Origin of the sequence: Saccharothrix sabaoui, assembly GCF_051756985.1 — a bacterium.
Classification (GTDB): Bacteria; Actinomycetota; Actinomycetes; order Mycobacteriales; family Pseudonocardiaceae; genus Actinosynnema.
The window spans coordinates 1-23,406 of sequence record NZ_JBPKJK010000139.1 but is presented as its reverse complement, the minus strand read 5'-3'; the positions used below and the strand labels follow the sequence as shown (position 1 = coordinate 23,406).

General features: G+C 72.6%; 18 protein-coding genes and 2 pseudogenes. 7 read left to right on the top strand and 13 right to left on the bottom strand.

Annotated elements, in window-relative coordinates; genetic code table 11:
* Both ACR807_RS32015 and ACR807_RS32010 read left to right on the top strand, forming a co-directional pair.
* Nucleotides 1-270 (top strand): annotated as a pseudogene (locus ACR807_RS32015) (cellulose-binding protein); the annotation flags it as partial.
* Between the two features lie 280 nt (nucleotides 271-550).
* Nucleotides 551-1,258, top strand: coding sequence for a hypothetical protein (locus ACR807_RS32010; RefSeq protein ID WP_438925201.1), 708 nt, complete (start codon nucleotides 551-553; stop codon nucleotides 1,256-1,258).
* Between the two features lie 52 nt (nucleotides 1,259-1,310).
* Here ACR807_RS32010 and ACR807_RS32005 read toward each other — a convergent pair whose 3' ends face one another.
* The 11 genes from ACR807_RS32005 to ACR807_RS31955 form a co-directional block, all read right to left on the bottom strand.
* Nucleotides 1,311-2,114, bottom strand: a complete 804-nt coding sequence (locus ACR807_RS32005) for a hypothetical protein (protein WP_438925200.1) — start codon at nucleotides 2,112-2,114, stop codon at nucleotides 1,311-1,313.
* A 179-nt stretch (nucleotides 2,115-2,293) separates the two neighbouring features.
* A complete protein-coding gene (locus ACR807_RS32000) occupies nucleotides 2,294-3,232 on the bottom strand; it encodes a hypothetical protein (RefSeq protein ID WP_438925199.1) in 939 nt (312 codons plus the stop codon).
* Between the two features lie 237 nt (nucleotides 3,233-3,469).
* Complete coding sequence (locus tag ACR807_RS31995) at nucleotides 3,470-3,694, bottom strand: hypothetical protein (protein ID WP_438925198.1); 225 nt, start codon at nucleotides 3,692-3,694, stop codon at nucleotides 3,470-3,472.
* A 333-nt stretch (nucleotides 3,695-4,027) separates the two neighbouring features.
* Nucleotides 4,028-4,531: a hypothetical protein gene (locus tag ACR807_RS31990; RefSeq protein ID WP_438925197.1), complete on the bottom strand. Its 504-nt coding sequence runs from the start codon at nucleotides 4,529-4,531 to the stop codon at nucleotides 4,028-4,030.
* Nucleotides 4,532-4,679: 148 nt separating this feature from the next.
* Nucleotides 4,680-5,138 (bottom strand): hypothetical protein, encoded by a 459-nt coding sequence (locus tag ACR807_RS31985; RefSeq protein WP_438925196.1) that lies wholly within the window; start codon nucleotides 5,136-5,138, stop codon nucleotides 4,680-4,682.
* A 452-nt stretch (nucleotides 5,139-5,590) separates the two neighbouring features.
* Nucleotides 5,591-5,992 carry a hypothetical protein gene (locus ACR807_RS31980; protein ID WP_438925195.1) on the bottom strand — a complete coding sequence of 134 codons (402 nt, stop codon included), beginning with the start codon at nucleotides 5,990-5,992 and terminating at the stop codon, nucleotides 5,591-5,593.
* Nucleotides 5,993-6,251: 259 nt separating this feature from the next.
* Nucleotides 6,252-8,444: an SDR family NAD(P)-dependent oxidoreductase gene (locus ACR807_RS31975; protein ID WP_438925194.1), complete on the bottom strand. Its 2,193-nt coding sequence runs from the start codon at nucleotides 8,442-8,444 to the stop codon at nucleotides 6,252-6,254.
* Nucleotides 8,445-8,484: 40 nt separating this feature from the next.
* Nucleotides 8,485-9,510 (bottom strand): zinc-binding dehydrogenase, encoded by a 1,026-nt coding sequence (locus ACR807_RS31970; protein WP_438925193.1) that lies wholly within the window; start codon nucleotides 9,508-9,510, stop codon nucleotides 8,485-8,487.
* 19 nt (nucleotides 9,511-9,529) lie between these two features.
* Nucleotides 9,530-10,198, bottom strand: coding sequence for an O-methyltransferase (locus ACR807_RS31965; protein WP_438925192.1), 669 nt, complete (start codon nucleotides 10,196-10,198; stop codon nucleotides 9,530-9,532).
* The gene (locus ACR807_RS31960) at nucleotides 10,195-11,004 is read right to left on the bottom strand and encodes a 3-methyl-L-tyrosine peroxygenase-related protein (RefSeq protein ID WP_438925191.1); all 810 of its coding nucleotides are present in this window, start codon (nucleotides 11,002-11,004) and stop codon (nucleotides 10,195-10,197) included. Before ACR807_RS31960 ends, ACR807_RS31965 begins: the two co-directional genes overlap by 4 nt.
* Nucleotides 11,001-12,479 (bottom strand): HAL/PAL/TAL family ammonia-lyase, encoded by a 1,479-nt coding sequence (locus ACR807_RS31955; RefSeq protein WP_438925190.1) that lies wholly within the window; start codon nucleotides 12,477-12,479, stop codon nucleotides 11,001-11,003. Before ACR807_RS31955 ends, ACR807_RS31960 begins: the two co-directional genes overlap by 4 nt.
* A 489-nt stretch (nucleotides 12,480-12,968) precedes the next feature.
* Between ACR807_RS31955 and ACR807_RS31950 the strand changes: the two genes are divergently transcribed.
* From ACR807_RS31950 to ACR807_RS31935, 4 genes and pseudogenes are all read left to right on the top strand, one after another.
* On the top strand, nucleotides 12,969-14,231 hold the full coding sequence (locus ACR807_RS31950; protein WP_438925189.1) for a WS/DGAT/MGAT family O-acyltransferase: 1,263 nt from the start codon (nucleotides 12,969-12,971) through the stop codon (nucleotides 14,229-14,231).
* A 600-nt stretch (nucleotides 14,232-14,831) separates the two neighbouring features.
* A complete protein-coding gene (locus ACR807_RS31945) occupies nucleotides 14,832-15,362 on the top strand; it encodes an NUDIX domain-containing protein (protein WP_438925188.1) in 531 nt (176 codons plus the stop codon).
* A 176-nt stretch (nucleotides 15,363-15,538) separates the two neighbouring features.
* A pseudogene (locus ACR807_RS41685) lies at nucleotides 15,539-15,718 on the top strand (hypothetical protein); the annotation flags it as partial.
* Nucleotides 15,719-16,109: 391 nt separating this feature from the next.
* Nucleotides 16,110-16,928 carry a hypothetical protein gene (locus tag ACR807_RS31935; protein WP_438925186.1) on the top strand — a complete coding sequence of 273 codons (819 nt, stop codon included), beginning with the start codon at nucleotides 16,110-16,112 and terminating at the stop codon, nucleotides 16,926-16,928.
* Between the two features lie 50 nt (nucleotides 16,929-16,978).
* Here ACR807_RS31935 and ACR807_RS31930 read toward each other — a convergent pair whose 3' ends face one another.
* Nucleotides 16,979-18,796 (bottom strand): eCIS core domain-containing protein, encoded by a 1,818-nt coding sequence (locus ACR807_RS31930; RefSeq protein WP_438925185.1) that lies wholly within the window; start codon nucleotides 18,794-18,796, stop codon nucleotides 16,979-16,981.
* Nucleotides 18,797-18,936: 140 nt separating this feature from the next.
* Nucleotides 18,937-19,875: a carbohydrate kinase family protein gene (locus tag ACR807_RS31925; protein WP_438925184.1), complete on the bottom strand. Its 939-nt coding sequence runs from the start codon at nucleotides 19,873-19,875 to the stop codon at nucleotides 18,937-18,939.
* 238 nt (nucleotides 19,876-20,113) lie between these two features.
* Between ACR807_RS31925 and ACR807_RS31920 the strand changes: the two genes are divergently transcribed.
* On the top strand, nucleotides 20,114-23,406 hold a 3,293-nt coding region (locus tag ACR807_RS31920; protein ID WP_438925183.1), incomplete at its 3' end, for a GH32 C-terminal domain-containing protein.

Below are 23,406 nucleotides of genomic sequence, written 5' to 3'. Positions count from 1 at the left end.
ACCATGACGATCTCGAACAACCTCAGCATCGACAACGACGAGCGCAACTACACGTTCGACGGCGGGACGTCGGTGTTCCGCGACAACACCTCGTGCCGCAGCGGCAGCGGGGCGAACGACCGCGTCGTCGGCAACTCCGACGCGTCGAACCAGTTCTGGTCCGGGACGAACGGCTCCCGGTGCGCGTCCTACTCCGGCGCGTTGGGCTGGTCCTACGCCGCGGACGGCCGCCTCGCCGTCACCCTCGGCGGCAAGCCCGTGACGCCGTAGCCCCCGCTGCGAGCGGTGTCGCGGGACGGACCACCGGAGCCGGGCGGGTACGACGTCGTACCCGCCCGGTGCGCACGCGGGCTCGTCGAGCACGACGGTCCACCTACGGCGCAGGACGGTGGAGTCGTGAGATCGTGCGACTCGCGCAGGGTCCCCGGGCGGACCGCCGCTCGCGTCCACTGCCTTTGCACGGCGTCGGCCAGTGCGGCGATCGCCGACCACCCGGTTCCCGTCGTCGGTAGGGTCTCCCGGCACCACCGACCTCGACGTTGGGAGAACCGTGCCAGGGACGTCCCCGTTACCGCCGCTGTCCGGCGACGACGACAACGCACGCCGCCGCAGGCCGAGGGACGGCGCGCGAGGCGGGAAGCACCCCCTCGGCACGTTCACCACGCTGGCCCGGGTCCTGTGGGTGCTCTCGGCCATGGGGGTCGTCATCCGGTCGGGGGTGACCCTGTTCACGCCGACCTTGCAGTTCGCGTGCTTCTCCACCGTGAACAACGGCCCGTTCACCGTGCAGGACACCGAGGACGACTACCTCCAGGCCGGTGTGTTGGTCGACATCGACAGCCAGCGCTTCTGCTTCGAGCAGCTCTCCGGCGGGGCCAGGGGCCTCGTGCTGGCGGAGCAACTGCCGGGCGCGCTCGGCTACACCATCCTGTTCTTCCTGCTCAAAAGACTGCTCGACCACGCCACCGACCACGGCTTCCTCGTCGCGTCCACGGCCTCGCGGCTGCGCGTGTTCGGCCTGTACCTGCTGATCGCCCTGCCCGCGCTCGCCCTGGTGGAGTCCCTCGCCCGGCTGCTCCTGCTGCGTCGCGCCCTGACGGACACGGCCGTCGGCCGTTCCGGGTCCGACTGGTACAACGTCCTGGCCGACTGGCGGTACCCGTGGTGGACGGTGCTCGTCGGAGTCGGGGTGCTGGCCCTGTCGAAGCTGGTGCGGGACAGCGCGGCGACAAGGGAAGTTCCGAACACGATCGGGTGATTCTGGCGCCGTCACCCGGGCCTGTCCGGTCCACCCCGTCCGCAGAGCCGGGTCAGAAGCCGCCGCTGTCGTTGTCGTACGCATCGCGGATGCGCTGCTGGTGCAGTTCGTACTCGGTCCGGTAGTTCCAGCTGACCCGCAGCAGCGCCCGCCGGTCCGGGTCCAGCAGGCCGGTCGCCGGGTGCGGCGGCAACCCGGCGCAGTGCTCCCGGAACAGTTCCGGCGGGTCGGGGAAGGCGTGGTTGACGAGCCGGCTCAGCAGCGCGGTGAACAGCACCCCGAGCAGCAGGGTCAGGCCCAGCCCGCCGGCGATCCCGCCCGGCGGGCGGTGCCCGCCGGAGAACAGCAGCAGGGCCGCGTAGAAGAAGCCGAGCAGCCACGTGACGATCAGGGCGGCGGTCGCCGCGCGGTCCGGCACGGGACGCATCCACCTGGCGTGCCGGGCGTCCTGCTCCCGCAGGAACGTCTCGCACCGCTCGCGCAGCTCGGGGTCGCGGCGCAGTTCCGACAGGGCGACCGGCCGGCCGGCGCGGGCGACGGCGTCCAGCCACGCGGCCGGGACCGGGTGGGCGGGCGCGTGCCGCGGGTCCCGGCCGCGCTCCGTCACCGTCATCATGCCCTCGGCGTCGAGGGTGATCAGGTCGTCGAGCAGGAGGGTCGCGACGGCGTCGTCGTCGATCGCACTGGTGTGGGCCCACCGCACGGCGAGCGCGTGGAACGGGTCGATCTCCAGCCCGGGGAGCGCCGCGCGCACCTCACGCTCCGCCGGTTTCGGCCGCCGGCTCAGCACGGCCAACGCCGCGTACAGCACCGCCGCGACCGCCGTCACCACACCCGCCGGCACCAGGCTCGACACGCGTCGATGATCGCAGGCCGGCACTGCTCGCGGAATGGAGTTCCCGACAGTCCGGAGTCCTTGTTCCCCACCGCGGACCGGGGGCGGCGCGCCGGGACAGCGGTTTCGGCCATTCGGCCGGACTTCGCCGGCACGGCGACAGGCCCCGCTCGGCGAGCGGGGCCTGCACGACCGGGGACTCAGCCGACCGGCGGGGACATCGTGAACCAGTTGAAGCCCTCGACCAGCGGCTTGTTCTGGTCGGCGTACGCCGTGCCGGACAGCTCCCAGCGCTCGACCGAGCGGTACGTGCCGGGCTGCAGGCTCTCGTTGACCGGCGTCGTCTCGTCGTCCTTCACGGGCAGGTACTCGTAGACCGACCGGCGCGTCAGCGTCACGGCCAGCGTCTCGTAGGCGGACTGCGTGTCGAGGTAGCCCGCCTGGCCGTGGTCCGCCGCCTCGGCCGGGTCGGCCAGCCGCAGCTGCACGAAGTCACCGCCGAAGGAGCCCTTGGCCGACACCACCGTGACGAGGTGCCCGCCGTCGCGCTTCAGGCTGTTCTGCGGACCCGCGACGTAGCGCCCGTACCACATCTGCACCGGGCCCTGGTTGAGCTTCTTGGCCAGTTCACCGGCGAAGTCCGGGCCGGAGGTGGTGCCGATCCCGCCGGTCGCCGTCGACCACCCGACATCCCGGGCGGGCTTGGTGGCGATGTTCCACGCGGTGCGCAGGTTGGTCGAGTTGGTGCCGTCCTCGACGCTCCACTGGGAGTCCGTGGCGATCCGGCCGATCGAGTTGGTGACGATGCCGTAGTGGGCCGGGTCCTTGGGGTCGAGGTTGCGGACCTTGGTGGTGAGCCAGCCGACCGGTGCCTGCTTCTCGTGCCCCCAGTAGTGCAGCACGTTGTAGAGCGACGACGGACCGCAGTGGGTGCCGCCGTTGGCCGCGAAGCCGGCGCGGTACTGGTCGACGTCGCTGACGCCGCACTGCTTGACCTCGAAGTCGGGGCCGGTGACGTCGGTGAGCTTCACGCACGGCGACGGCGTGCCGATGATCGGGTCGGCGGCGGCGAGGCCGGGCAGGGCGACGGAGCTGACGGCGGCGGTGGCGATGGCGGCGATGACGACCTTGCGCAACATGGGGTTCCTGCCTCCTGTGGAGGGGGCCACCTCCCGTGGCCCCTTCGCTGTCGATAGGAGAAGCCTGACCTGCGCAAACACCGATGTCATGAGGGTCGCCCCCTCAACCTCGGGCGGGAAAAAGATGGGTGTATCAGGACTGCCCCCACCCGCCTCCTACCCAGACGGGCAACAGCCCGCCCGCCGGAGCGGGGTGGTCCGGCGTCCGCGCACCGGCGTGGTCCCGACCGCGGAGGACTACCGCGACACCCCACCCGCGGACGGCTCGGCGGCCAGGCGGAACAGGTCCCGCGTCGGGTGCACGTCGACCGGGATGCCCGCCCCGACCTCGATGGCCTGCTCCCCGTCGACGAGGTGGCTCGTGGTGAACGGCGGCCGGCCCGGCACGGTGACCAGCATCCGGACCCTGGTGCAGCGGTCGTCGTCGGGGACGTACCCGCTGATCCCGACCAGCGGGATCATGGGACCGGCACACGACCAGGAGCCCGAGCACGGTCCAGACCGGCTGCTCGAAGAAGCCCGTCGGACGGTTCACCGGGCCTTCGGCCGCCGGGTACACGCACCCTCCTCACAGGTACGACAGTGCTGTTGCATCGGGTAGTGGACCACGCCCCCGGCGATCACCCGCCTGGTCCACACCTGAGGGCCGCTGCCCATCCGCGACCTCGTCAACGCCGGCCGGGATCGCGTCCCACCGGACGGAATCCGACGCCGGGTAGGACGACATGAGGTGGTGGAGCGCGGAGTGTCGCGGGTTCGTCACCGCCGCGGAGGTGGCGCCGGTGTGCGGACGGCTCAGTCCAGCCCGGCGCGCTTCCGGTGGGCCGCGTAGTCGTCGGCGACCACGCGGTGCGCCCGTTCGACGATGTCCCGCAGCTCGGCCAGCCCGATCTCCACCGCCCGCAACCCGCCTTCGCGGTGCCGGGCGGTCAACCAGGTGCGGTCACCGAAGCGGAACAGGAACGAGTGGAACGGGAACGTGATCTCGCCCCACTCCAGGAACGACAGCCGCTTTTCCCACGACGCCAGGACCGGGTCGTGCTCGCTCTCGACGACCAGGCGCTCGTGCAGCGCCCGCGGGTCGGTGCCGAGGACCGCGGCGTGCGGCGCCAGGTCGGGCCAGTCGTCCAGCGCGCGCAGCGTCAACCCCACCCGGAGCAGGAAGTTCGGCACGTACACCTGGTCGTCCCGGAACGTGAGGTTCTCGCCGCCGACGTAGATCGTGACGGAGCGCAGCTGTGCGTGCTCGGCCTCCGCGGGCCCCACCAGGACCCCGAACCGTGCCCGATCACCGATCACCGAACCCCTCCGGGTGTTCCGGGAATGCGCACCGTACCGGCACTACGGGCCTGCCCTCAGCGCATTTTCCGCGGGGCGATCCACCCCGGTCGAGCCCACGCGGCGGTGGTGCGTCCGGGAGGACGGGCTCCCGGACGCACCGACGTGCTCAGGCCACGGCCGCGTCACAGGGTGCGACGCCGGCGGAGGCGGCGACGGCGGTCGGCTCCGTGACGGGCGGGCCCAGGGAAGCGGGCCGGTTGCCGTCGCAGGTGCCGGTCCGCAGGCTGTCGCCACGGAGGGTGGTGAACATCAGGTACTCGTCACCGACCTGCAGGTAGACCAGGCCGCACGCCGATGTCTCCCCGTAGGTCCCGACCACGACGACGTCGGGGACGTCGCCCTTGTAGACGTCGCCGACCTTGAAGGTGTAGCGCAGGTTGCTCGGCGACTCGTAGACCTTGCTGATCACGGAACCGGCGAACACGTGGGTGGCGCGTGCGTACCGCTGCGGCTCCCCGCCGGGCAGGCACTGGCAGGCACTGGCCGTGCCGACGACCACACCGGTCAGCAGACCGACGACCAAGGTCGACACACCGGCCACTCGGGTCAGAAAACGCAGGAACACCAAGAGAACCTCCAAAGCGGAGCAGGACCCTTTGTCGGCGGTGTGCCCCCACGGTAGCGGCCCGAGGGCTCTCCGGACCAGACGACCGCTCGCACGCGGGACGTCGGCGAACAGCGCAACGCGACTCCCGGTCGGGCCCCGGCGCGTTCGGCGTCGACGCGGGCGGTCAGGCCGGTGGCGACGGCGGTGCGGGGTGGAACGCCGACAGTCCGCAGCGCCGTCGACTGGCGCGGCACGACGACCGACCGTGCCGCTTCGACTGGCCTACCTGAGGACCACCGTCCTGCAACACCGACTGGGTGATACCCGTCCGCGGTTCTCCCCCGCCGATCGGGCGTTCCCCATCGCGCGCCACCACGTCGCCTGACCTGAACGGACGACGTTTCGGCAGGCACACCGTTCCCGCCGCGGACGACGGGCGGGCGCACCGCCTGATCGACGGCTCGACAGGGTCACGGCGCGGTCGCGGTCGCGGGACCGCCGCGCCCGTCGGGGACCTCCTCGGCGGGCGCGGACCGCTTGGCCAGTTCGAGCGCTTCGATGTACTTGGGCAGTTCGTGCAGCGTCCGCCGCAGGTGTCCCCCGGTGACCTGTTCCTCGAACGCCGCGTCGGCGACGACCCTGTCGAGCCCGGGGTGGAGCCGGCGGAGCTTGTCCAGGGGCACGTCCCGCAGGAGGTCGACCATGCGCAGGCGGTCGGCGACCACGTCGAGCGTGCGCTTCAGGCCCGCGATGATCCGGTCCGCCTCCGCCGGCTCCAGCACGAGCCTGCCGTCGGCGGCGAGCAGCAGGAACAGGTCGCCGCCGAACTCCTCGCGCGGGAAGGGCACCGCGCCCTCGTCACCCGGGGGCATCAGGTGGACGATCGGTGCGCGGACCGGGCGCGGCTCGGGCGTCCCCGGTCGGGTGGGGTGACGTCGGGCACCGCCGACACCGCGTCGGCTCGTTGCGTACGGATGACCACGTCTACCGCCTTCCGGATGGCCTGCACCAAGCTGACCACGCGGTCGGTCACGTGACACCGCGCCGGGGAGGGCGTCTGCCCACCCGGGCCGCCACCTTTGCCCACAAGTCCGGCCGGCACCCGGCGCCGGTCCGGCGCGGTGAGCGGTGCTACACGTCCCCCACTTCCACGTAGCGCCCGGAGAGGTGGTCCGCGGCACCGGTGGCGATGCGGACGAGGGCGGCGGTCGCGTCGGCGACCGGGGTGAACCCGCCGTCGTCGCGGGCGCGCAACGTGAAGTCGAGGATGCCGTCGGCCCACGGGTCGCCGACGTGCCCCCGGTCCAGGTGCGCCCTGGTCATGCCGGTGTCGAGCAGGCCGGGGTCGAAGGCCACGGCGGTGACGCCGGTGCCCCGCAGTTCGCCGTCGAGGTTCGCGGTGAGCGCGATCAACGCGGCCTTGGACACGGCGTAGGCGCTCGCGTGCGGCCAGCGGAGCCTGCCGGCCCGGCTGACGATGGTGACGACCCGGCCGCCGCCGCGGGCGGCCATGCCGGGGACGACGGCCCGGGTCGCGGTCTGCGCCCCCCTCAGGTTGACCTCGAAGGTGCGCCACCAGTCGTCGGGGTCGACCTCCCAGGTCGGTCCGATGGGGCCGGGCAGGGCGGCGTTGTTGACCAGCACGTCGGCGTCCCACGGGACGACGGCGGCGGTGAGGGTGTCCGGGTCGGTCACGTCCGCCCGCGCGCGCTCGACGGTCCCGGGCAGGTCGCGCGCCAGTTCGACGGTCTCGTCCAGCGCGCCCCGGTCCCTCCCCACGACCAGCACCGAGGCGCCCACCCCCGCCAGTGCCACGGCGAACTCGCGGCCGAGCCCGCGCCCCCCACCGGTCACCACCACCCTCACCGCCGGTGGCCGGACGGGTTTGCCGGTCGCCGAGCGCGGGATCGCCGTGACGCGTTCGATCCGGCGGACGCGCTTCTGCGGCGCGACCCGCGCGGCGACGTGCGCGGTGATCTCGCCCAGCGCGACCTTGCCGGTCACCACGACGTACGCCTTGGGCACCTCGCCCGCCACGGGGTCGTCCTCGCCCACCACCAGGGCGTCGGTGACGGCCGGGTGGCCCACGAGGACGTCCTCCAGCTCCGCGGGCGAGACCTGGTGCCCCTTGTACTTGATCAGCGACTTGAGGCGGCCGACGATCCGCAGGTGGCCCCCGGGGTCGAGCAGCGCCAGGTCGCCGGTGCGGAACCAGCCGTCGGCGTCGCGCAGGGGCGTGCCGTCGAGGTAGCCGGCGGCGATCTGCGGTCCTCGCAACCACAGCTCGCCGGGCACGGCGTCCCGACCGGTCGCCGGGTCGACGAACCGGGCTTCGGTGCCGGGCAGCACCACGCCGACGGTCCCGGCCGGCACCGGGTGGTCGTCGGGGGTGAAGGAGACGCACCCGGCCTCGGTCATGCCGAAGCCCTGCACGACCGGCAGGCCGTACCGCTGCGCGAAACCGGACGCGGCCGCGGCGGGCAGCGGCGCGCCGCCGGACACCACGAGCCGCAGGGAACGCGGCACGGCGGGGCCCGGGAGCGCGGCGAGCCCGGCGACGACGCTCGGCACCAGGTAGGCGATGGCGGTGCCGGTGCCGTCCAGCAGGGCCGCGAACGCGGCGGCGTCGAACCGGCCCGGACCGATGACCAGGGTGCCGCCTGCGCGCAGGGTCGCGTTCATCGCCATCTGCATGCCGTAGACGTGGCGCAGCGGGCCGCAGCACGCGACCACCTCGCCGTCGCCGATGCGGTGCACTCGTGCGATCTGCGCGAGCCCCGCGGTGAGGTTGCGGTGGGTGACCACGACCTTCTTCGGCAGGCCCTGCGTGCCGCTGGAGGACAGCAGCACCGCGGGCCGGTCGCCCCCCGTCACCGGTTCGGGCCGGGCGGTGCCGGGAGGGACCGTCTCGTCGGGGCGGAGGACGGGGAGGGGCGGCGCGGGCCACAGGGCCTCCTCCGCGACGACGGCGCGGGCACCGCACCGCGCCAGGTCTTCGCTCCACCGGTCCTGCTTGTCCCGGGGGTCCAGCGGCAGGACCACGCCGCCGGCGGCGAGCACGGCGTGGTGGGCGATGACGAACTCGGCGCTGTTCTCGGTGAGGACGGCGACCACGTCGTCCTCGGTGACGCCGATGTCGCGCAGCCGCGCGGCCAGGCCCGCCACCGCGGCGGTCAGCGCGGCGTAGGTCCACCGCCGCTCACCGCCGCGGGAGTGGTCGACGATCGCGACCCGCCCGTCGAGCGCGGGCCGGTGGGGCAGCACGTACTCGGCCACCCCCGCGGTGCCCGGGTCGGCGAACGGGGCGGGGTGCTCGGTGGTCATCGGAACGCTCCCTGTTCGTGCGGGCTCCCTGTCCGTGCGGTCAGGGCCGGACGAGCACCTTCGTCGCGGTGCGCGCGGCCATCGCCCCGTAGCCCGAGGCGACGTCGTCGAGCGTCACCACGTGGTCGAACACCGGGGAGGGGTCGATCCGGCCGGACAGCACGTCGTCCACCAGGCCGGGCAGGTAGGCGCGGGCCGGTGCGAGGCCGCCGGTGACGGTGATGTTGCGCAGGAAGCACGTCATCATGTCGACCCCGCCGTGCGGGCCGCCGACCAGGGCGACGGACCCGCCGTCCGCGCACACCGCCATCGCGGTGTCCAGCGCGGACTGCTCGCCCACGGCGTCGACCACCAGGTCGACGCCGACCCCGCCGGTGGCCTCCCGCAGCGCGGCGTGCGCCTCGTCCCCGCGCGCGGTGACGAAATCGGTCGCGCCGAACGACTTGCCGATCTCCAACCGGTTCGCGTGGCGGCCGAACAGGAAGATCCGCTCGGCGCCGGCGTGGCGGGCGGCGAGGACGGAGCACAGGCCGACAGCGCCGTCGCCGACCACGGCCACGGTCGCGCCGGCGGGCAGGCCGGCCGAGGCGACGGCGTGCGTGCCGGTGGACATGACGTCGGCCAGCGCGAGGATGCCGGGCAGGCGCTCGTCGGTGGGGTCGGTCGGGACCGGGACGAGGGTCGCGTCGGCGAACGGCACCCGCACGGCCTCGGCCTGCCCGCCGCCGGCGTCGACGCCGAACATCCCGCCCGAGCGGCACGAACTGGTCACCCCCCGGCTGCAGGGCGCGCAGGCGCCGTCGGAGAACTGGAACGGCGACACGACGAGGTCGCCCGGGCGCACGGTCCGCACGTCCGCGCCGGTGGCCTCGACCACGCCGACGAACTCGTGCCCGCAGCGCGGTCCGCGCACCGGGCCGGGGTGGCCCGCGAAACCGCGCAGGTCGGTGCCGCAGATGCCGGCGGCCAGGACGCGCACGACGGCGTCGGTGGGTCCTTCGACGGCGGCGTCCGGCACCGTCTCGGTGCGCAGTTCCCCCGGTGCGTGCAGGATGGCGGCTCTCACGGTCGGTCTCCTCGGCGCTTCAGGACTTCTTGCGGGCGATGGTCAGGCCGTCGGCGACGGTCAGCAACACGGAGTCGACGCGGTCGTCGGCCTTCACGTGGGCGTTGAAGGCGCGGATGGCCGCGGCGTTGCCGGTGGCGTCGGGCAGGGCGGCCTCGCCGGCGTAGAGGACGTTGTCCGCCAGGATGAGGCCGCCGGGGCGGACGCGCGGGACCAGCAGCTCCCAGTACTCGGTGTAGCCGGTCTTGTCGGCGTCGATGAACGCCAGGTCGACGAACGGCTCGTCGGGCAGGGCGCGCAGCGTGTCGGCGGCCGGTCCGAGTTCGACGCGGATGCGGTCGGCGACCCCCGCCGCCGCCCACGCCTCGCGGGCGAGCGCGGTCCACTCGTCGGACAGGTCGCACGTGATCACCCGGCCGCCGGGGGCGAGGCCGGAGGCGAGCGCGAGCGTCGAGTAGCCGGTGAACGTGCCGACCTCGACCACGGTGCGGGCGCCGACGGACTTGGTCAGCAGGGTCAGCAGCGCGCCCTGCTCGGGCGGGATCTGCATCTCGGCGACGCCGCCGAGGGCGTGGGTCCGCTCGACCAGGTCCTGCTGCGCGGGCGTCAGCGGGAGCACCTGTTCGCGGACGTAGGCGAGCACGTCCTCGTCGAGCCGTACGGATTTCACGGTGTCGGGGCTGCTCATGGCGCGACCTTCCTCCGGGGGTGGGCGACCAGCTGCTCCAGGTGTTCCGGCAGCCCGGCCTGGAGCCTGCTCACGTCGTCGTTGTCGTAGTGCGCGGTGTCGGGGCGCGCGGCCAGGTCCTCGACGACGAGGGCCACCCGGTCGGCGAGCTGGTCGTCGAACTCGGCGCGGCAGACCCCGGCGCGGGCGATGCCGAAGAAGTCGTCGAAGCGGTCGCGGTCGGCGTCGGTGACGCGGGTGGGGTCCATGCCGGACTCGCGCAGCAGGGACTTGCCGCGGGGCACCAGGCGCTTGGCGACGGTCATGTGCACGAGCCGGTTGGTCCTGAGCGCGCGCTTGACCCGGTCGCCCGCGACCGGCTTGAACCGGCCGAGCAGGTCGGAGACGTGCTCGTAGTCCCGTGCCCACGTGCCGCTGAACGCCGGGTGGCGGGCCTTCATCCGGGCCCGGATGACCGTCGCGTAGGTCTCGGGCGAGCAGCTGCCGGAGTAGAGCAGCAGCGCGGAGTAGGCGTCGTAGAGCCCCGCCACGGCGTCGCCCGCCTCCTCCGGCGCGTCGGGGCGCAGGGCGTCGGAGAGGCGGTCGCCGAGCAGCCGCCACACGCAGACGGCGACGTGGTGGCCGAGCACCCAGCGGTACCAGCCCAGCGAATCGGCGTCGGACAGGGCGTCGGGCAGCCGGAGCGCGGGGGGCCGCCGGCACGGGGGGACGCAGTCGGCGAGGGCGGCGTCGGGCGCCGGCAGGCGCAGGGCGGGCAGGTCCGTGGATTCGGCCGCCGGTCCGGGCGCGTCGACCACGGCGGTCATGACCGGTCCGCCGGGAACGCCGCGTCGTGGACCAGGGTCGGGACGTGCCGCTCGACGAAGCGGTCGAGGGCGTCGGCGGCGGCGCGGATGTCGGCGTCCAGCGGCCGGTCGCGCTCGATCGGCTCGACCACCTCGGCGAGCGCGGCGACCAGTTCGCCGCAGCGAGGGGCCGTAGTGCCCCCCGGGCGCAGGTGGGCGGCCTGGCGCAGGGCGACGCCGAGGCAGCCGTGCAGCAGGCGCAGCGACCGCGCCTGGTCCAGGGCGGTGAGCGCCGCCTGGGTGCCGAAGGGGACGACGTCCTGGTTGTGCAGGTTCGTGGGGATGCTCTGCATGCTCGCCGGGGTGCAGGCGCGGCGCATCGCGACGACCACCGACGTGGCCACGACCTGGAGCCCCTGCACGCCGTGCTGCTCGCCCGCGCGCGGCGAGAGCATCGCGGGCAGCCCTTCGTTGCGGTGCGGGTCGATGATCAGGTCGAGCTGGCGCTCGGCGAGGTTCCCGGTCTGGGTGGCGGTCATCGACAGCATGTCGGAGGCGAACGCCGAGGGCTGGCCGAAGAAGTTGCCGCCGTGCGCGACCAGGTCCTCCTCGGCGAAGAACAGCGGGTTGTCGCTCACGCCCGCCAGGTCGCGGCGCACGACCTGCTCGGCCCACTCCATCCCGGACCGGGCGGCACCGAGGAGCTGCGGCACGCACCGCACGCTGTAGGGCTCCTGCAACGCCCGCTTGCCGGTGGGCACGGTGCCGTCGAGCCAGTAGGACAGCCGCTCCCCCACCAGGACGGTCTCCGGGTGGCCGAAGGCGGCCAGCAGCGACGGCGACAGGAACGCGGGCGCCGCGCCGAGCAGGTCGGTGAGCAGGGCGCTCAGGGCGATGGCGACCTCGTGCGAACGGCGGGTCGACGCTACCGCGAGCCCTGCCGCCGCCGTCGTCACGGACGTGCCGTTGACCAGCGACAGGGCGTCCCGCCCGCTCAGGACCAGCGGCGTCAGCCCGGCCAGCGCCAGGGCCTCGGCGGCGGGCATCCGCACACCGTCCACGTAGGCGTGCCCGACGCCGCGCAGGCTCTGCACGACGTGCGCGAGCGGCACCAGGTCGCCGCTGGCGCCCACGGAGCCCAGCGTCGGCACCGCCGGGACGAACGACGTCGCCACCATGTCCCGCAGCGCCCGCACGGTCTCCGGCGAGACGCCGGACAGCCCCCGCGACAGCGACCAGATCCGCACCAGCACCGCCGCCCTGACCACGTCCGCCGGCAGGTCGGGCCCCTGTCCCGCGGTGAGGTGCTGGAGCACGTTGTCGCACTGGTCCGCGGCGTCCGCGCGGCCGTCGAACACCACCAGCGGCCCGAACCCGGTGGTCGCGCCGTAGACCGGGCGCCCCCCGTCCAGGCAGCGGTCGACGAACGCGCGCCCGTCCGCCAGGTCCTGTTCGGTCCCGTCCTCGACGGTGACGGCGACGGGCTGTGCCGCCATTTCCAGGGAAGCAGGGGTGAGAGGTTCACCAGAGCTCAGGGAGAAAAGCGCAGGAGCCAACACCATGAGGAGTCCCTCGCCTTGGCACCACCGATACCTTCGGCGGTAATCCGGTCGTTAAATCTTTTATCACTACAGGTGAACACGGGAGGACGAACGCCACAGGAATAGCAACCAGAACAACTTGCAGCGGAAATTAGCACGCGCTCCCCACCCCTAAAACAGGGTGCGGATCAAGAGTTTCCCGTTCGTTCACACGAGGTGCACGTTCGTTCACACGGCACCGTCCGAAGTGGCGTCGACGTCCCTCCTCCTGTTCGGCGGCAGGCGATCCGCTCCGGCCGGTGCCCGTTCGGGACGAAGTGGACACCCGGTCCCTGCCCGTTCGGGCACCGTCGCGACGTCGTTCGTTGACCGCCGCCGACGGGCGGGCCGAGGCTCCGGCCACCGGCGTCCCCCGGCAGGACGCCCTCACCCCGGGGGATCACCATGACCGGCACGCATTCACGACAGCCGGCGGATTTCATGGCCGCGGCGTTCGCCCGACTGGGCCTCATCACCCGGGACCCCACCGACCTGCACATGGGTCTCGTCTTCCGGATGACGGGTCCGCGTCCTTCTCTGGACCTGCTGCGCGCCCGCGTGGCGGCGCGTATCGAGCGGCTCTCGCCGCTGAGGCAACGCCTGGTCCACGGTGAGGATGTCCACGGTGGGGATGTCCACGGTGGGGATGTCTGCTGGGAGGACGACCCCGACTTCGACGTCGCCCACCACGTCCGCGAACTGCCCGCGCACGTGGGTGTGCTCCCGGCGCGAACCGTACTGGCGGACTCGTTCGCGCCGGAACGCCCGCCGTGGGGGTTGTGGACGGCGCCCGACGGACCGGACTCCTGGTCGCTGTACTACCTGACGCACCACGCGCGGCAGGACGCCGGCGCCGCCGTCCGCACGGTGACCGCCCTGCTGGGCGAGGAGGAACCCGCCGCCGTCCGCACGGCCGCCGTTCGGCGTTCCCGGCGACGCGGGTGGTCCGGGCTCCTCGCACTGGCGCCCGACCTGGCGAGGACCTACGCCCCGGCACCCACCGCCACCCCCGGCGAGCACGGCCCCGGCCGGGTGCTGGGACAGCGGGCGGTCCCCCTCTCCGCGCTCAAGGACATCGCGGGGCGGACCGGCGCCACGGTCAACCAGGTGCACCTGGCGGCGATGGCCGAGGCGTTGGACCGCTGGGCGCCCGGCGGATCGCCGCGGCAGATCGCCCTCCCGATGGAAACCCGGTCCGGCGAAGAAGACGACCGCTTCACCAACCGGATCGGGCTGATGCGCGTGGCGCTGCCGGGCGGCGACGTCGACCGGGTGCGCGGTGTCGTCGCCGCGGCCGGCCGCCGACGCCTGGAACGGCACCGGCGGGCCTGGCGCGACGTGGCCGACCACGCGTCCCACCGGGCCGCCGGCTGGGCGCAACTGCGGATCACCGACCCGTCGCGCGTCGCGGTGACCCTGTCGAACATCCGCGTGGCATCACCACTGGTCCTGCTCGGTGCTCCGGTGACGGACGTGACCGCGATCCCGTGGCTGCCTCCCGGCCACACCTGCTTCGGCCTGCTCGTCGGCTACGGCGACGTCGCCCGGCTCTCCGTCCTGGCCCCCGAGGGCGCACCCGACCCCGCCGAGCTGGTCGACCTGTGGCACGACGCGGTCGACGCCCTGCACCACAGGCACGTCGGCGCGCGCATCGCCACGACGGGGTGACCGAGAACCCTCCCGATCACTTCCCGGTCGGCGACGAGCAGGCGGTCCTCGACGCCCTCCGGGACGTGGTGGGGCCGTCCGGAACGTTGGTGATGCCCACGCAGTCGTGACAGTTGCGCGACCCGGCCTTCCTCGGCCAGGAGCCTGCCGAGTGGTGGCCCGACTCCTGCCGGTACGCGCTCTCGTCGACTTCGCCGCACCGTGGTTCAGCGCACACCGAACCCGCTGGACACCACCCGACCACCGATATCCGATACCGGTACGAAGCTGATGGACAAAGCACACCACGGCCTGCGAAGTCGCCGGTCACGAAGCGACTTCCTCGTGCGAGCCGGGAGGTCCGGGCGGCGAGCTTCACCACTGCGAAGATCACAGGTTTTTCGAGCGGGATGACCCTTTGCGCATCTGCGCCCTCTCTGCGCGCCCGCTTCCTGCGCAAGCCCGAGTGGTTCGCAACGGGCAGTCACCGCAGTCGCGGTACGAGGATTCCCGTGAACATGAGGTACTCGCTCCACGCCACGATCGTCGCTACCCTCCGATTCCCGGAGGGACAACACGGCACGCGGCCCTGGACGGGACCGAGCGGACCCGTGGCCTAGGGTGCCGCGAGTGGACGTCCCGCGAACCGCGCCGGCCCGAACGTCGGGCGCGTTACTGCCTGTCGACCGGTACACGGCCGCGTTGCCCCGCAAAAGGACGGCCTCCGGGATGCTGTTCCGCGACCCGGACGGACGTGTGCTGCTGGTGCAGCCCTCCTACAAGCCGAACTGGGAGATCCCCGGCGGTGCGGGCGAGTACGACGAATCGCCGTGGGCGACGGCGGCCCGTGAGACGGCGGAAGAACTGGGGTTGCGCACGCCGACCGGACGACTGCTCGTGGTCGACTGGCTGCTGCCCCAGGACGGGCGTCCCGAGGGGATCGTGTTCGTCTTCGACGGGGGCGTCCTGCGCCCGGCGGACGTGGCGGCGATCAAGCCAGGCGCTGACGAGATCCTGTCCGCCTCGTTCCACACCATGACCCAGGTGCGGCCGAAGGTGAAGCCGGTGCTGGCGGACAGAATTGTCGCCGCGCTGCGTGCGGTCGAGCAGGGAACGACACTGTTGTGTGAACACGGCTCACCGATCGGGTGAATCGGGCAGGTCCACTCCAGGCGTTTCAGGCGCTCAGCGGTGCCGGTGGTGTGGCGGTGGGTTCGACGACCGGGTCGTGTCCCGCTGCGACGAGGCGGTCGCCCGCGAACAGGTAGAGGCTGTCGTGGATGCCGTCGGCGTAGAGCAGTGCGGTGAGGTCGCGTTGCGCCTTGGCGATGACGGACTCGGCCCGGAACCCGTCGGCGCCCACGAGGACTGCGAAGCAGGCAGTGGCGTCGGGTGACCACGCCGAGATCATCCGCAACGTCCGCCGCATCAGGCGCGTCACACTCGCACGATTGGCCTCGGCCACCGGGTACTCGATCGCGACGCTCTCGCGCATGGGGACCGGTAAACGACCACTGGACGACATCCCCACATTGCGACGCCTGTCCGACGCCCTGGACTTCCCGCCGCGCTGGGTCGGCCTGGCCGACACCCGCTGCGAAGCGGACAACGCCTCCCTGCCACGCGCCCACTCCCTCGCTGGGGTCTCCACCAACCTGTCGCCCGACGAGGAGACTGACCCGATGCGCCGTCGCACGCTGCTCACCGGAGCAGCCGCATCCGCCGTGCTGGTCGGCACATCGACACCCGCGCAAGGCCGCCCGGTCGCCGACTCCGTCGCCGCGCTGGAAAACGCCCTGCTGGCGCCCTCGCCCGTCGCCACGACGCTGCCCGTCGACACCCTGGGCCTGTCGGTGCGGCACGCGCAGACCGTCTTCCAGAACGGCCCACTACGGTTCAGTGATCTCCAGCCTCCCCGATCTGTTGACCAGGGCGGTCGCGACCCGCGCCGAATCCACCGGCCGACAACTGGAACTCGTGAACGGCCATCTCGCTCAATTGTTCGAACTCGTGTCCGAACTGATGGTCAAGTACGGCCGCGGGTGGTCCGCGTGGACCGCCGCCGACCGCGCCGTCCAGGCAGCCGACAACAGCGGAGACCCCCTGCTGCAGGCCGGCTCTCGCCGCATGTGGGCGATCGTGCTCCGCCGCGAAGGCCACCTCGACGTCGCAGAACGACTGATCGTCGATACCGCCACGACCGTGCAACGCGACCTGCACCGCAGCGCGGAGCACCTGACCGTCTTCGGCGCCCTGCTGTCCACGGCCGGGTACACCGCAGCGGTCGAGGGCGATCGCTCGAAGGCGCACACGCTGCTCGACGAAGCGCAGGCCGCCGCCCGCCGCCTCGGCACCGAACACGAATACCGGGCACTGCCGTTCGGCCCGACCGCGGTCGCGCTCTACCAGATCAGCACCGCCCGGGTGCTCGGGGACTTCGGTCAAGCCATCGAACTGGCGCGCCGCGTCGCTCCGCACGCCATCCCCAACGCCGAACGCCGGGCTCGCTACTGGTCCGACGTCGCCCGCAGCTTCCACCAGTGGGACAAACCGGAGCACGCCTACAGGGCGCTGCTCGCGGCGGAAATCGCGTCACCGGACGAAGTGCGCCACCGTGCGCCGATCCAGGGCATCGTCGCCGACCTGCTCGACCGCAGGACACGACTGTCGCTGCCCGGCTTGAACGCCTTCGCCACGCGGGTCGGCGTCGACACCTGACCGATCAGTCGGAGGATCGAGATCTGGCCCGAGCCGGCGTCCTCGGTTTCTCATTCGGAATCGGACCCCGGCGGTTCGGCCCCTTTCCTCGCGCTGGGGAGGTTCTGCAGTTTCCCGTCCTTGAGTTCGTAGCCGGCTTGTCGCGCTTTGTCCCGGACCTCTTGGACGACCTGTCGGTCGAGTTCGTCCGGGTCGGTGGTCAGCCAGTGGGGGAGGTCCCACCGGTAGAGTTGGCCGTGGGTTCTGGTGGCGACCACTTTGAAGCCGCACGCCTTGCCGATGACGTCGTTGACGGCGTCGATCACCCAGCTGCAGGCCCCGCACGGCATCAGATTCCCACCCAGCAGGATCTGGGTGCGTTCCCCGTTCTCCTCGGCTGTCGGGTTCTTCGACTTCTTCTGCTGGGCGACTATCTCCCCCAGCAGGTTCATCTCGCCGTGCACTCGACTTTCCGTCTGCCTGGCGTTGTCGTCGTCGGTGGTGGACCTGCTGTTCCAGACGAGGCTGCGCTTCAGGGCCGCGGCCACGCTCTTCTTCCACTCCTCGGGGAGGTCCGCCGGTCGGTACGCCTCTTGCACGACCCTGCGCGTCTTGCTCGCGTCCCTCCTCTGGCTCTTCGTCCCCCTCAGGGGGGAGGTTCCCCGGACATGGGCGAGGTAGTCGGTTGCACCTTGTCTTTGGGCGGGCGTGATCGGCTGCTGTTCGTTTCCCGCGACGTGCAGTTCGTCACCCTCAAGTCGTACCGCGAGGTGCGGCGTTATGCCCTCGCCTCTTCCCATCCCCTTTTTGAGGACACGTCCGATGCGGTCGAGCGTCCGCAGCTGCGGGTCGCGCTTGGCGATCTCTTTCAGTTCGTCTTTCGACGGGTAGGTGCTCTTCCTGGCGTGCGCCGGGTTCGACGCTCCCTGAGCCCGGCCGACGCCGGTGTCGCCCGGGTTTCCCCCCAGGCCGAGCTGGTCGAAATCGATGTCCTCCAGGTCGAGGAAATCTTCGAGGTCGCCCTCCGCCACGGCTTCCGCGACAGTCCCTCCCGCCTCTTCGGCGGTCGACCCGGCCTGGCCCTGCTCCGCGCCGGTGTCCCCCTGCCGCGCCTGCGGAGATGGTTCGTTCGGGTCGTAGTCGGACCAGTCGGAGACGTGGAGGTCGTCGTCCTCCACCTCGGCTTCCGGGGACCCCTCCTTCCTCCGTTGGGATGCCGGCCCCGGCTGCTCGCCCTCCGCGGGCCTCTTCCCCGGCGCGCGTTGCACCTGGCCGTCGCCGGTGCCGGACGCCTGTGCGGTCGCGGGATCGGTCCGGGTCGCCCGGCCGCTCGGCGGCAGGGACAGCGCACCGGTCGCGACCGCGTCCGCTTCCCGCTCGAAGCGATCCGCGGGATCGGAGACCCGGAAGCCGTGGCCCGTCTCGGCGCCGGACACGGGCCCGACCCGTTGTTGCAGGACGTGCACCAGTTCGTGGGCCAGCGTGTGCCGGTCGGTTCCGCCCTCGCCGAGGACCACGTGGCTGCCCGCGGTGTAGGCCCGCGCGCCGATCTCCGTCGCCGACCGACGGGCCGCTTCGTCGGCGTGCACCCGCACGTCGGAGAAGTCCGAGCCGAGCCTGTCCTCCATCTCGGCGCGGATCGGCCCCGCCAGTGGACGTCCCGGGGAGGCCACCACGTCCGGCACCGTCGAACGTTGGACCGCGGCCTGCTCACCGAGCAGGCCGGCCACGGCGGTGTTGCCGGCCGTGCGCTGCAACGCCACCAGCGCTGTCGGCGAGAGCTGCGTCGACGGCCGGCTTCCCGGCCCGTCCGCACGGGTGTCCTCCGACAGGTGGACGGGCTGAGCGCCCGGCGCCTTCTCCGGGGCCGGGGATTCGTGAGCGTGCACGCTTGACCTCCGCGCGAAGGGGCGGATGCGGACGACTTCGGTCTAGACGCGTCCGGCCGGGCGGCGAAGGGCACGGGGGGAACACCACGGGCACCACCGATGCCCCTTCGCGCACGGGTGTCGCCCCAGTGCCGTGTCGTTCACGGGCGGTCGGTCGCGGCGGGGAGGAGTTCGTCGAACCACGGGGGGTCGGCGCCGGGGCGGGTGCAGGTGATGGCCGCGACGCGTTGGGCGTAGGTGAGGGCCTCGGTCAGTTCGGCGCGGGTCACGGTGGTCAGGGTGGCGCGGGTGAGCAGTTCGTCGCGGTCGAGCGCGGCCAGCAGGCCGGCCGTGAAGGCGTCGCCGGCGCCCACGGTGTCGGTGACGTCGACGGACGGGGCCGGCAGGTCGACGCACCCGGCGGGGCCGGAGGCGTGGACGCCGTCCGCGCCCCGGGTGACGACGACGAGGACGGGTCCCTGCTCGTGCCACTCGGCGACGACGTCGGCGGTCGGCCGGTCGGGGGCGATCCACGCCAGGTCGTCGGCGCTGACCTTGACGACGTCGGCCATGCCGAGCCAGCGCCGCAGCCGGGCGCGCACGGCGGTGTCGTCGTCGACGAGGGAGGGGCGGATGTTGGGGTCGAGGGTGACGACGCGGCGGGGGTGCTCGCGGGAGAGCAGGGTCTCGAACGCCGTGGCCATCGGTTCGACGGCGAGGGCGAAGGAGCCGCCCACGTGCAGTGCCGCGTCCGGTGGCAGGTCGGTCGGGAGGTCGCCCACCCGCCAGCCGCCGTCGGCGCAGCCGTCGACGTAGAAGGAGTAGTCGGCCGCGCCGTTCCGGTCGACGTCCACGACCGCGAGCGTGGTCGGGGCGGTCGACGCGGCGACGTGGCGCAGGTCGACGTTGGAGGTCTCCAGGTGGGCGCGCAGCAGTGCGCCGAGGTGGTCGTCGGCCAGGCGGGCCAGCAGGGCGGTCGGCGTGCCGAGCCTGCCGAGGCCGACGGCGGTGTTGGCGGGGCTGCCGCCGGGCAGCGGGCGGTAGCCGCCGGCGTGGTCCGGCACGAGGTCGATGAGGGCCTCGCCACCAACGATGATCATGTCTTTCCCCTTGTCGGAGCGGTGGTGGGCGCGACCGCGGCCCGTGGGTCCGGTGTGGCCCGCCGAGGCGGCAGCCCGACGTGATGGTAAATCGAATTACCACGGCGAACAAGGGTCATCTTGATGTAACAAAACGGTAAAGTTGCCTCGTTACCACCTTGTTTACCTGGAACGCCTGCCCGCAGCATCGGCGCTCACGATGTTTCGATTTATCACCTCACCGTCGAGGAGACGTCACATGGCACGTCATGCCACCAGGGGCCTGGTGCGTCGCGCCGGGTTCGTCCTGGCCGCCCTGATAGCGGCCACGTCGCTCGGTCCACCGCCGGCGACCGGCGCCGCCGCCGAACCCGGCACCCTGGCCAACCCCGGCTTCGAGTCGGGCAGCCTGACCGGGTGGACGGCACAGGGGCAGGCGTTCTCGAACGCCGTGTCCTCGGACCCCGGCTGGGGTTGGGGCTGCTGCTTCAACCAGCAGGGCAGCTACCACCTGTGGGGCTTCAAGAGCGGTGGCGACGCGGCCACCGGCACGCTCACCTCGGACCCGTTCACCCTGACCGGCACCGGCGTGGTCAGCGTCCTGATCAGCGGCGGCCGCAACGAGAACACCCTCTACGCGGCACTGACCACCGCCGACGGCACGGTCCTGCACAAGGCGACCGGCACGGACGACGAGGCGTACCGCAGGGTCACCTGGGACGTCCGCGACCGCCTCGGCCAGCAGCTGCGGATCAAGCTGGTCGACCAGGCCACCGGCGGTTGGGGGCACGTCAACCTCGACGACGTCCGCGTCGGTCTCGACCAGCCCGCGGGCGGCGGCGTCACCAACCCCGGCTTCGAGTCCGGGAACCTGTCCGGGTGGACGGCGCAGGGGCAGGCGTTCGCCACCGCCCTGACCACCGAGACGAGCTGGGGGTGGGGGTGCTGCTTCGGCCAGCAGGGCACCCACCACCTGTGGGGCTTCAAGAGCGGCGGTGACGCGGCCACCGGCACGCTCACCTCGGACCCGTTCACCCTGACCGGCACCGGCGTGGTCAGCGCGCTGGTCGGCGGCGGCCGGGACGAGGCCGCCCTGTACGCGGCGCTGACCACCGCCGACGGCACGGTGCTGCACAAGGCGACCGGAGCCGACGGCGAGGCGTACCGCAGGGTCACCTGGGACGTCCGCGACCGCCTCGGCCAGCAGCTGCGCGTCAAGCTGGTGGACCAGTCGACCGCGGGGTTCGGGCACCTGAACTTCGACGACCTCCGCATCGGGCTCGACCAGCCCGCCGGGGCCACCGCCGCCCACTGGGACTTCCGGGAGGGCTCCGGCGCCTCGACCGTCGAACGGGTCAGCGGCCAGGCCGACCCGATCAGCTACGTGTTCAACCAGGCCGTCTACAAGCCCGAGAGCGACCCGCTGTGGCAGCCCGCGAACGACGGCAAGGGCGTGCTGTCCGAGGCGCTGCTGTTCGACGGCTACTCGACCTGGGTCAGCCGCGCCGCCGGGTCGGTGCCGCTGGACCAGGACGCCCTGACCGTCGAGGCGTGGGTCGCGCCGCAGGGGTTCGAGTGGGGTGACGAGGGCAAGGTCTCCGCGATCGTCAACCAGCAGGAGCAGACCGCGAACCGGGGCTTCTCCCTCGGCGTGGGGCGGCACGGCACCTGGAAGCTCGGCATCGGCACGGGCGACGCCTGGCGCGAGGTCACCGCTCCCCCGTCCGCCGCGCTGCGCACCGACGCGTGGGCGCACCTGGTGGCCACGTTCGACCCGGCCCAGGGCCGGATGCGGCTCTACCTCAACGGCGCGCAGGTCGCCGAGACCGCGATCCCGACCGGTGCCGGGTTCCAGCAGGCCGGTGTGCCGCTGCTGATCGGCAAGCACAACCAGCCGGCCATCATCAACGGCACCTTCGCGGTGAACATGTTCAGCGGCCTCGTCGACGAGGTGAAGCTCCAGCGCCGGGCGCTGACCCCGGCCGAGGTCGCCGCCGACCACGCCACGGCCCTGGCCACCTTCGCCGGCGGGACCATCCCGGCCGCCGACATCGTGCAGGACCGCTCGCGCTACGACGGGGACGAGTACCGTCCGGGCTACCACTTCACCGCGCCGAACCACTGGATGAACGAGCCGCACTCGCCGATCTTCGCCAACGGCCAGTACCACCTGTTCTACCAGCACAACGTGCACGGCCCGTACTGGCACAACATCAGCTGGGGCCACGCGGTCAGCAAGGACCTCGTGCACTGGCGCGACCTTCCGGTCGCCCTGGCGCCCACCGCGGGCAGCGTCGCCCCGGACGGCGTGTGGTCGGGTGGCGCGACCCTCGACCGGAACGGCGACCCGGTGCTGTTCATCACCGCGGGCGACGACTCCAAGCGCCCCAACCAGGCCACCGGCATCGCCCGCCCGGTGAACCCGGACGACCCCGACCTGGTGGAGTGGCGGATGGAACCGCGCCTGGTCACCGAGCAGCGGGCCGACCTCGACGTCGGCGCCGGCCGCAAGGTCCGCTTCGGCGAGTTCCGCGACCCGTACGTGCGGCAGGAGGGCGACACCTGGTTCCAGCTCGTCGGGTCGGGCGTGCAGACCACCGGTGGCGGCGACGTCGGCGGCACCGCGCTGCTCTACACCTCCACCAACCTCACCGACTGGACCTACGCCGGTCCGCTCATGACCGGTGACGTCGGCGCCCACCCCAAGACCGGGCAGGTGTGGGAGCTGCCGGTGCTGCTGCCGCTCGGCAAGGACGCCGCGGGCAGGCAGAAGCACGCGTTCCTGGTCAACCCGGCGTTCACCAGCGCAAGCCCGCACAGCAGCAAGAACACCTTCTACTGGGTCGGCACCTGGGACGCGAACGCCCGCCGCTGGACGCCCGACACCACCACGCCGAAGCTGTTCGACTACGGCGAGCACTTCACCGGCCCCAGCGGCACGGTGGGCCCGGACGGCCGGTCCCTGCTGTTCAGCATCACCCAGGACCGGCGCACCGAGCAGGCGCACTTCGACGCCGGGTGGGCGCACAACGCCGGCCTGCCCGTCGAACTGGGCGTGCGCCCCGACGGGGACATGGCGATCAACCCGGTCCGCGAGGTGGCGGCCCTGCACGACGGCGCGCCGCTGCTGGAGGTGAAGACCCCCACGGGCATCGGGGCCGTCAACACCTCGTTGGCGGCGATCAAGGGCGACATGCTGCACGTCCGGCTGACCGTGAAACCGGGTACCGCGCAGCGCTTCGGCCTGGACGTGCTGCGCAGCCCCGGCGAGGAGGAGCGCACCCGGCTGTTCTACGACACCGGCAGCGGCCAGTTCGGCGTGGACCGCACCCGCGCGGGCAACAGGTCCAGCCTGGAGGCCGACCTCGGCGTGCACAGCGGACCGCTGGCGCTGGAGGGCGGCAAGGTCGCGCTCGACGTCTTCGTCGACCGGTCGTCGGTCGAGGCCTTCGCCAACTCGCACAGGTCGATCACGACGCGGGCGTACACGCACCGCGACGACTCCCTCGGGTTGGGGCTGTTCGGCGACGGGGCGGTGGTCGAGTCCATGAC

Excerpts from the sequence above, each read along its gene's own strand:
- ACR807_RS32000 (WP_438925199.1), bottom strand. The coding sequence starts at position 3,232 with ATGTTGCGCAAGGTCGTCATCGCCGCCATCGCCACCGCCGCCGTCAGC.
- ACR807_RS31995 (WP_438925198.1), bottom strand. The coding sequence starts at position 3,694 with ATGATCCCGCTGGTCGGGATCAGCGGGTACGTCCCCGACGACGACCGC.
- ACR807_RS31980 (WP_438925195.1), bottom strand. The coding sequence starts at position 5,992 with ATGCCCCCGGGTGACGAGGGCGCGGTGCCCTTCCCGCGCGAGGAGTTC.
- ACR807_RS31975 (WP_438925194.1), bottom strand. The coding sequence starts at position 8,444 with ATGACCACCGAGCACCCCGCCCCGTTCGCCGACCCGGGCACCGCGGGG.
- ACR807_RS31965 (WP_438925192.1), bottom strand. The coding sequence starts at position 10,198 with ATGAGCAGCCCCGACACCGTGAAATCCGTACGGCTCGACGAGGACGTG.
- ACR807_RS31960 (WP_438925191.1), bottom strand. The coding sequence starts at position 11,004 with ATGACCGCCGTGGTCGACGCGCCCGGACCGGCGGCCGAATCCACGGAC.
- ACR807_RS31955 (WP_438925190.1), bottom strand. The coding sequence starts at position 12,479 with ATGGCGGCACAGCCCGTCGCCGTCACCGTCGAGGACGGGACCGAACAG.
- ACR807_RS31950 (WP_438925189.1), top strand. The coding sequence starts at position 12,969 with ATGACCGGCACGCATTCACGACAGCCGGCGGATTTCATGGCCGCGGCG.
- ACR807_RS31925 (WP_438925184.1), bottom strand. The coding sequence starts at position 19,875 with ATGATCATCGTTGGTGGCGAGGCCCTCATCGACCTCGTGCCGGACCAC.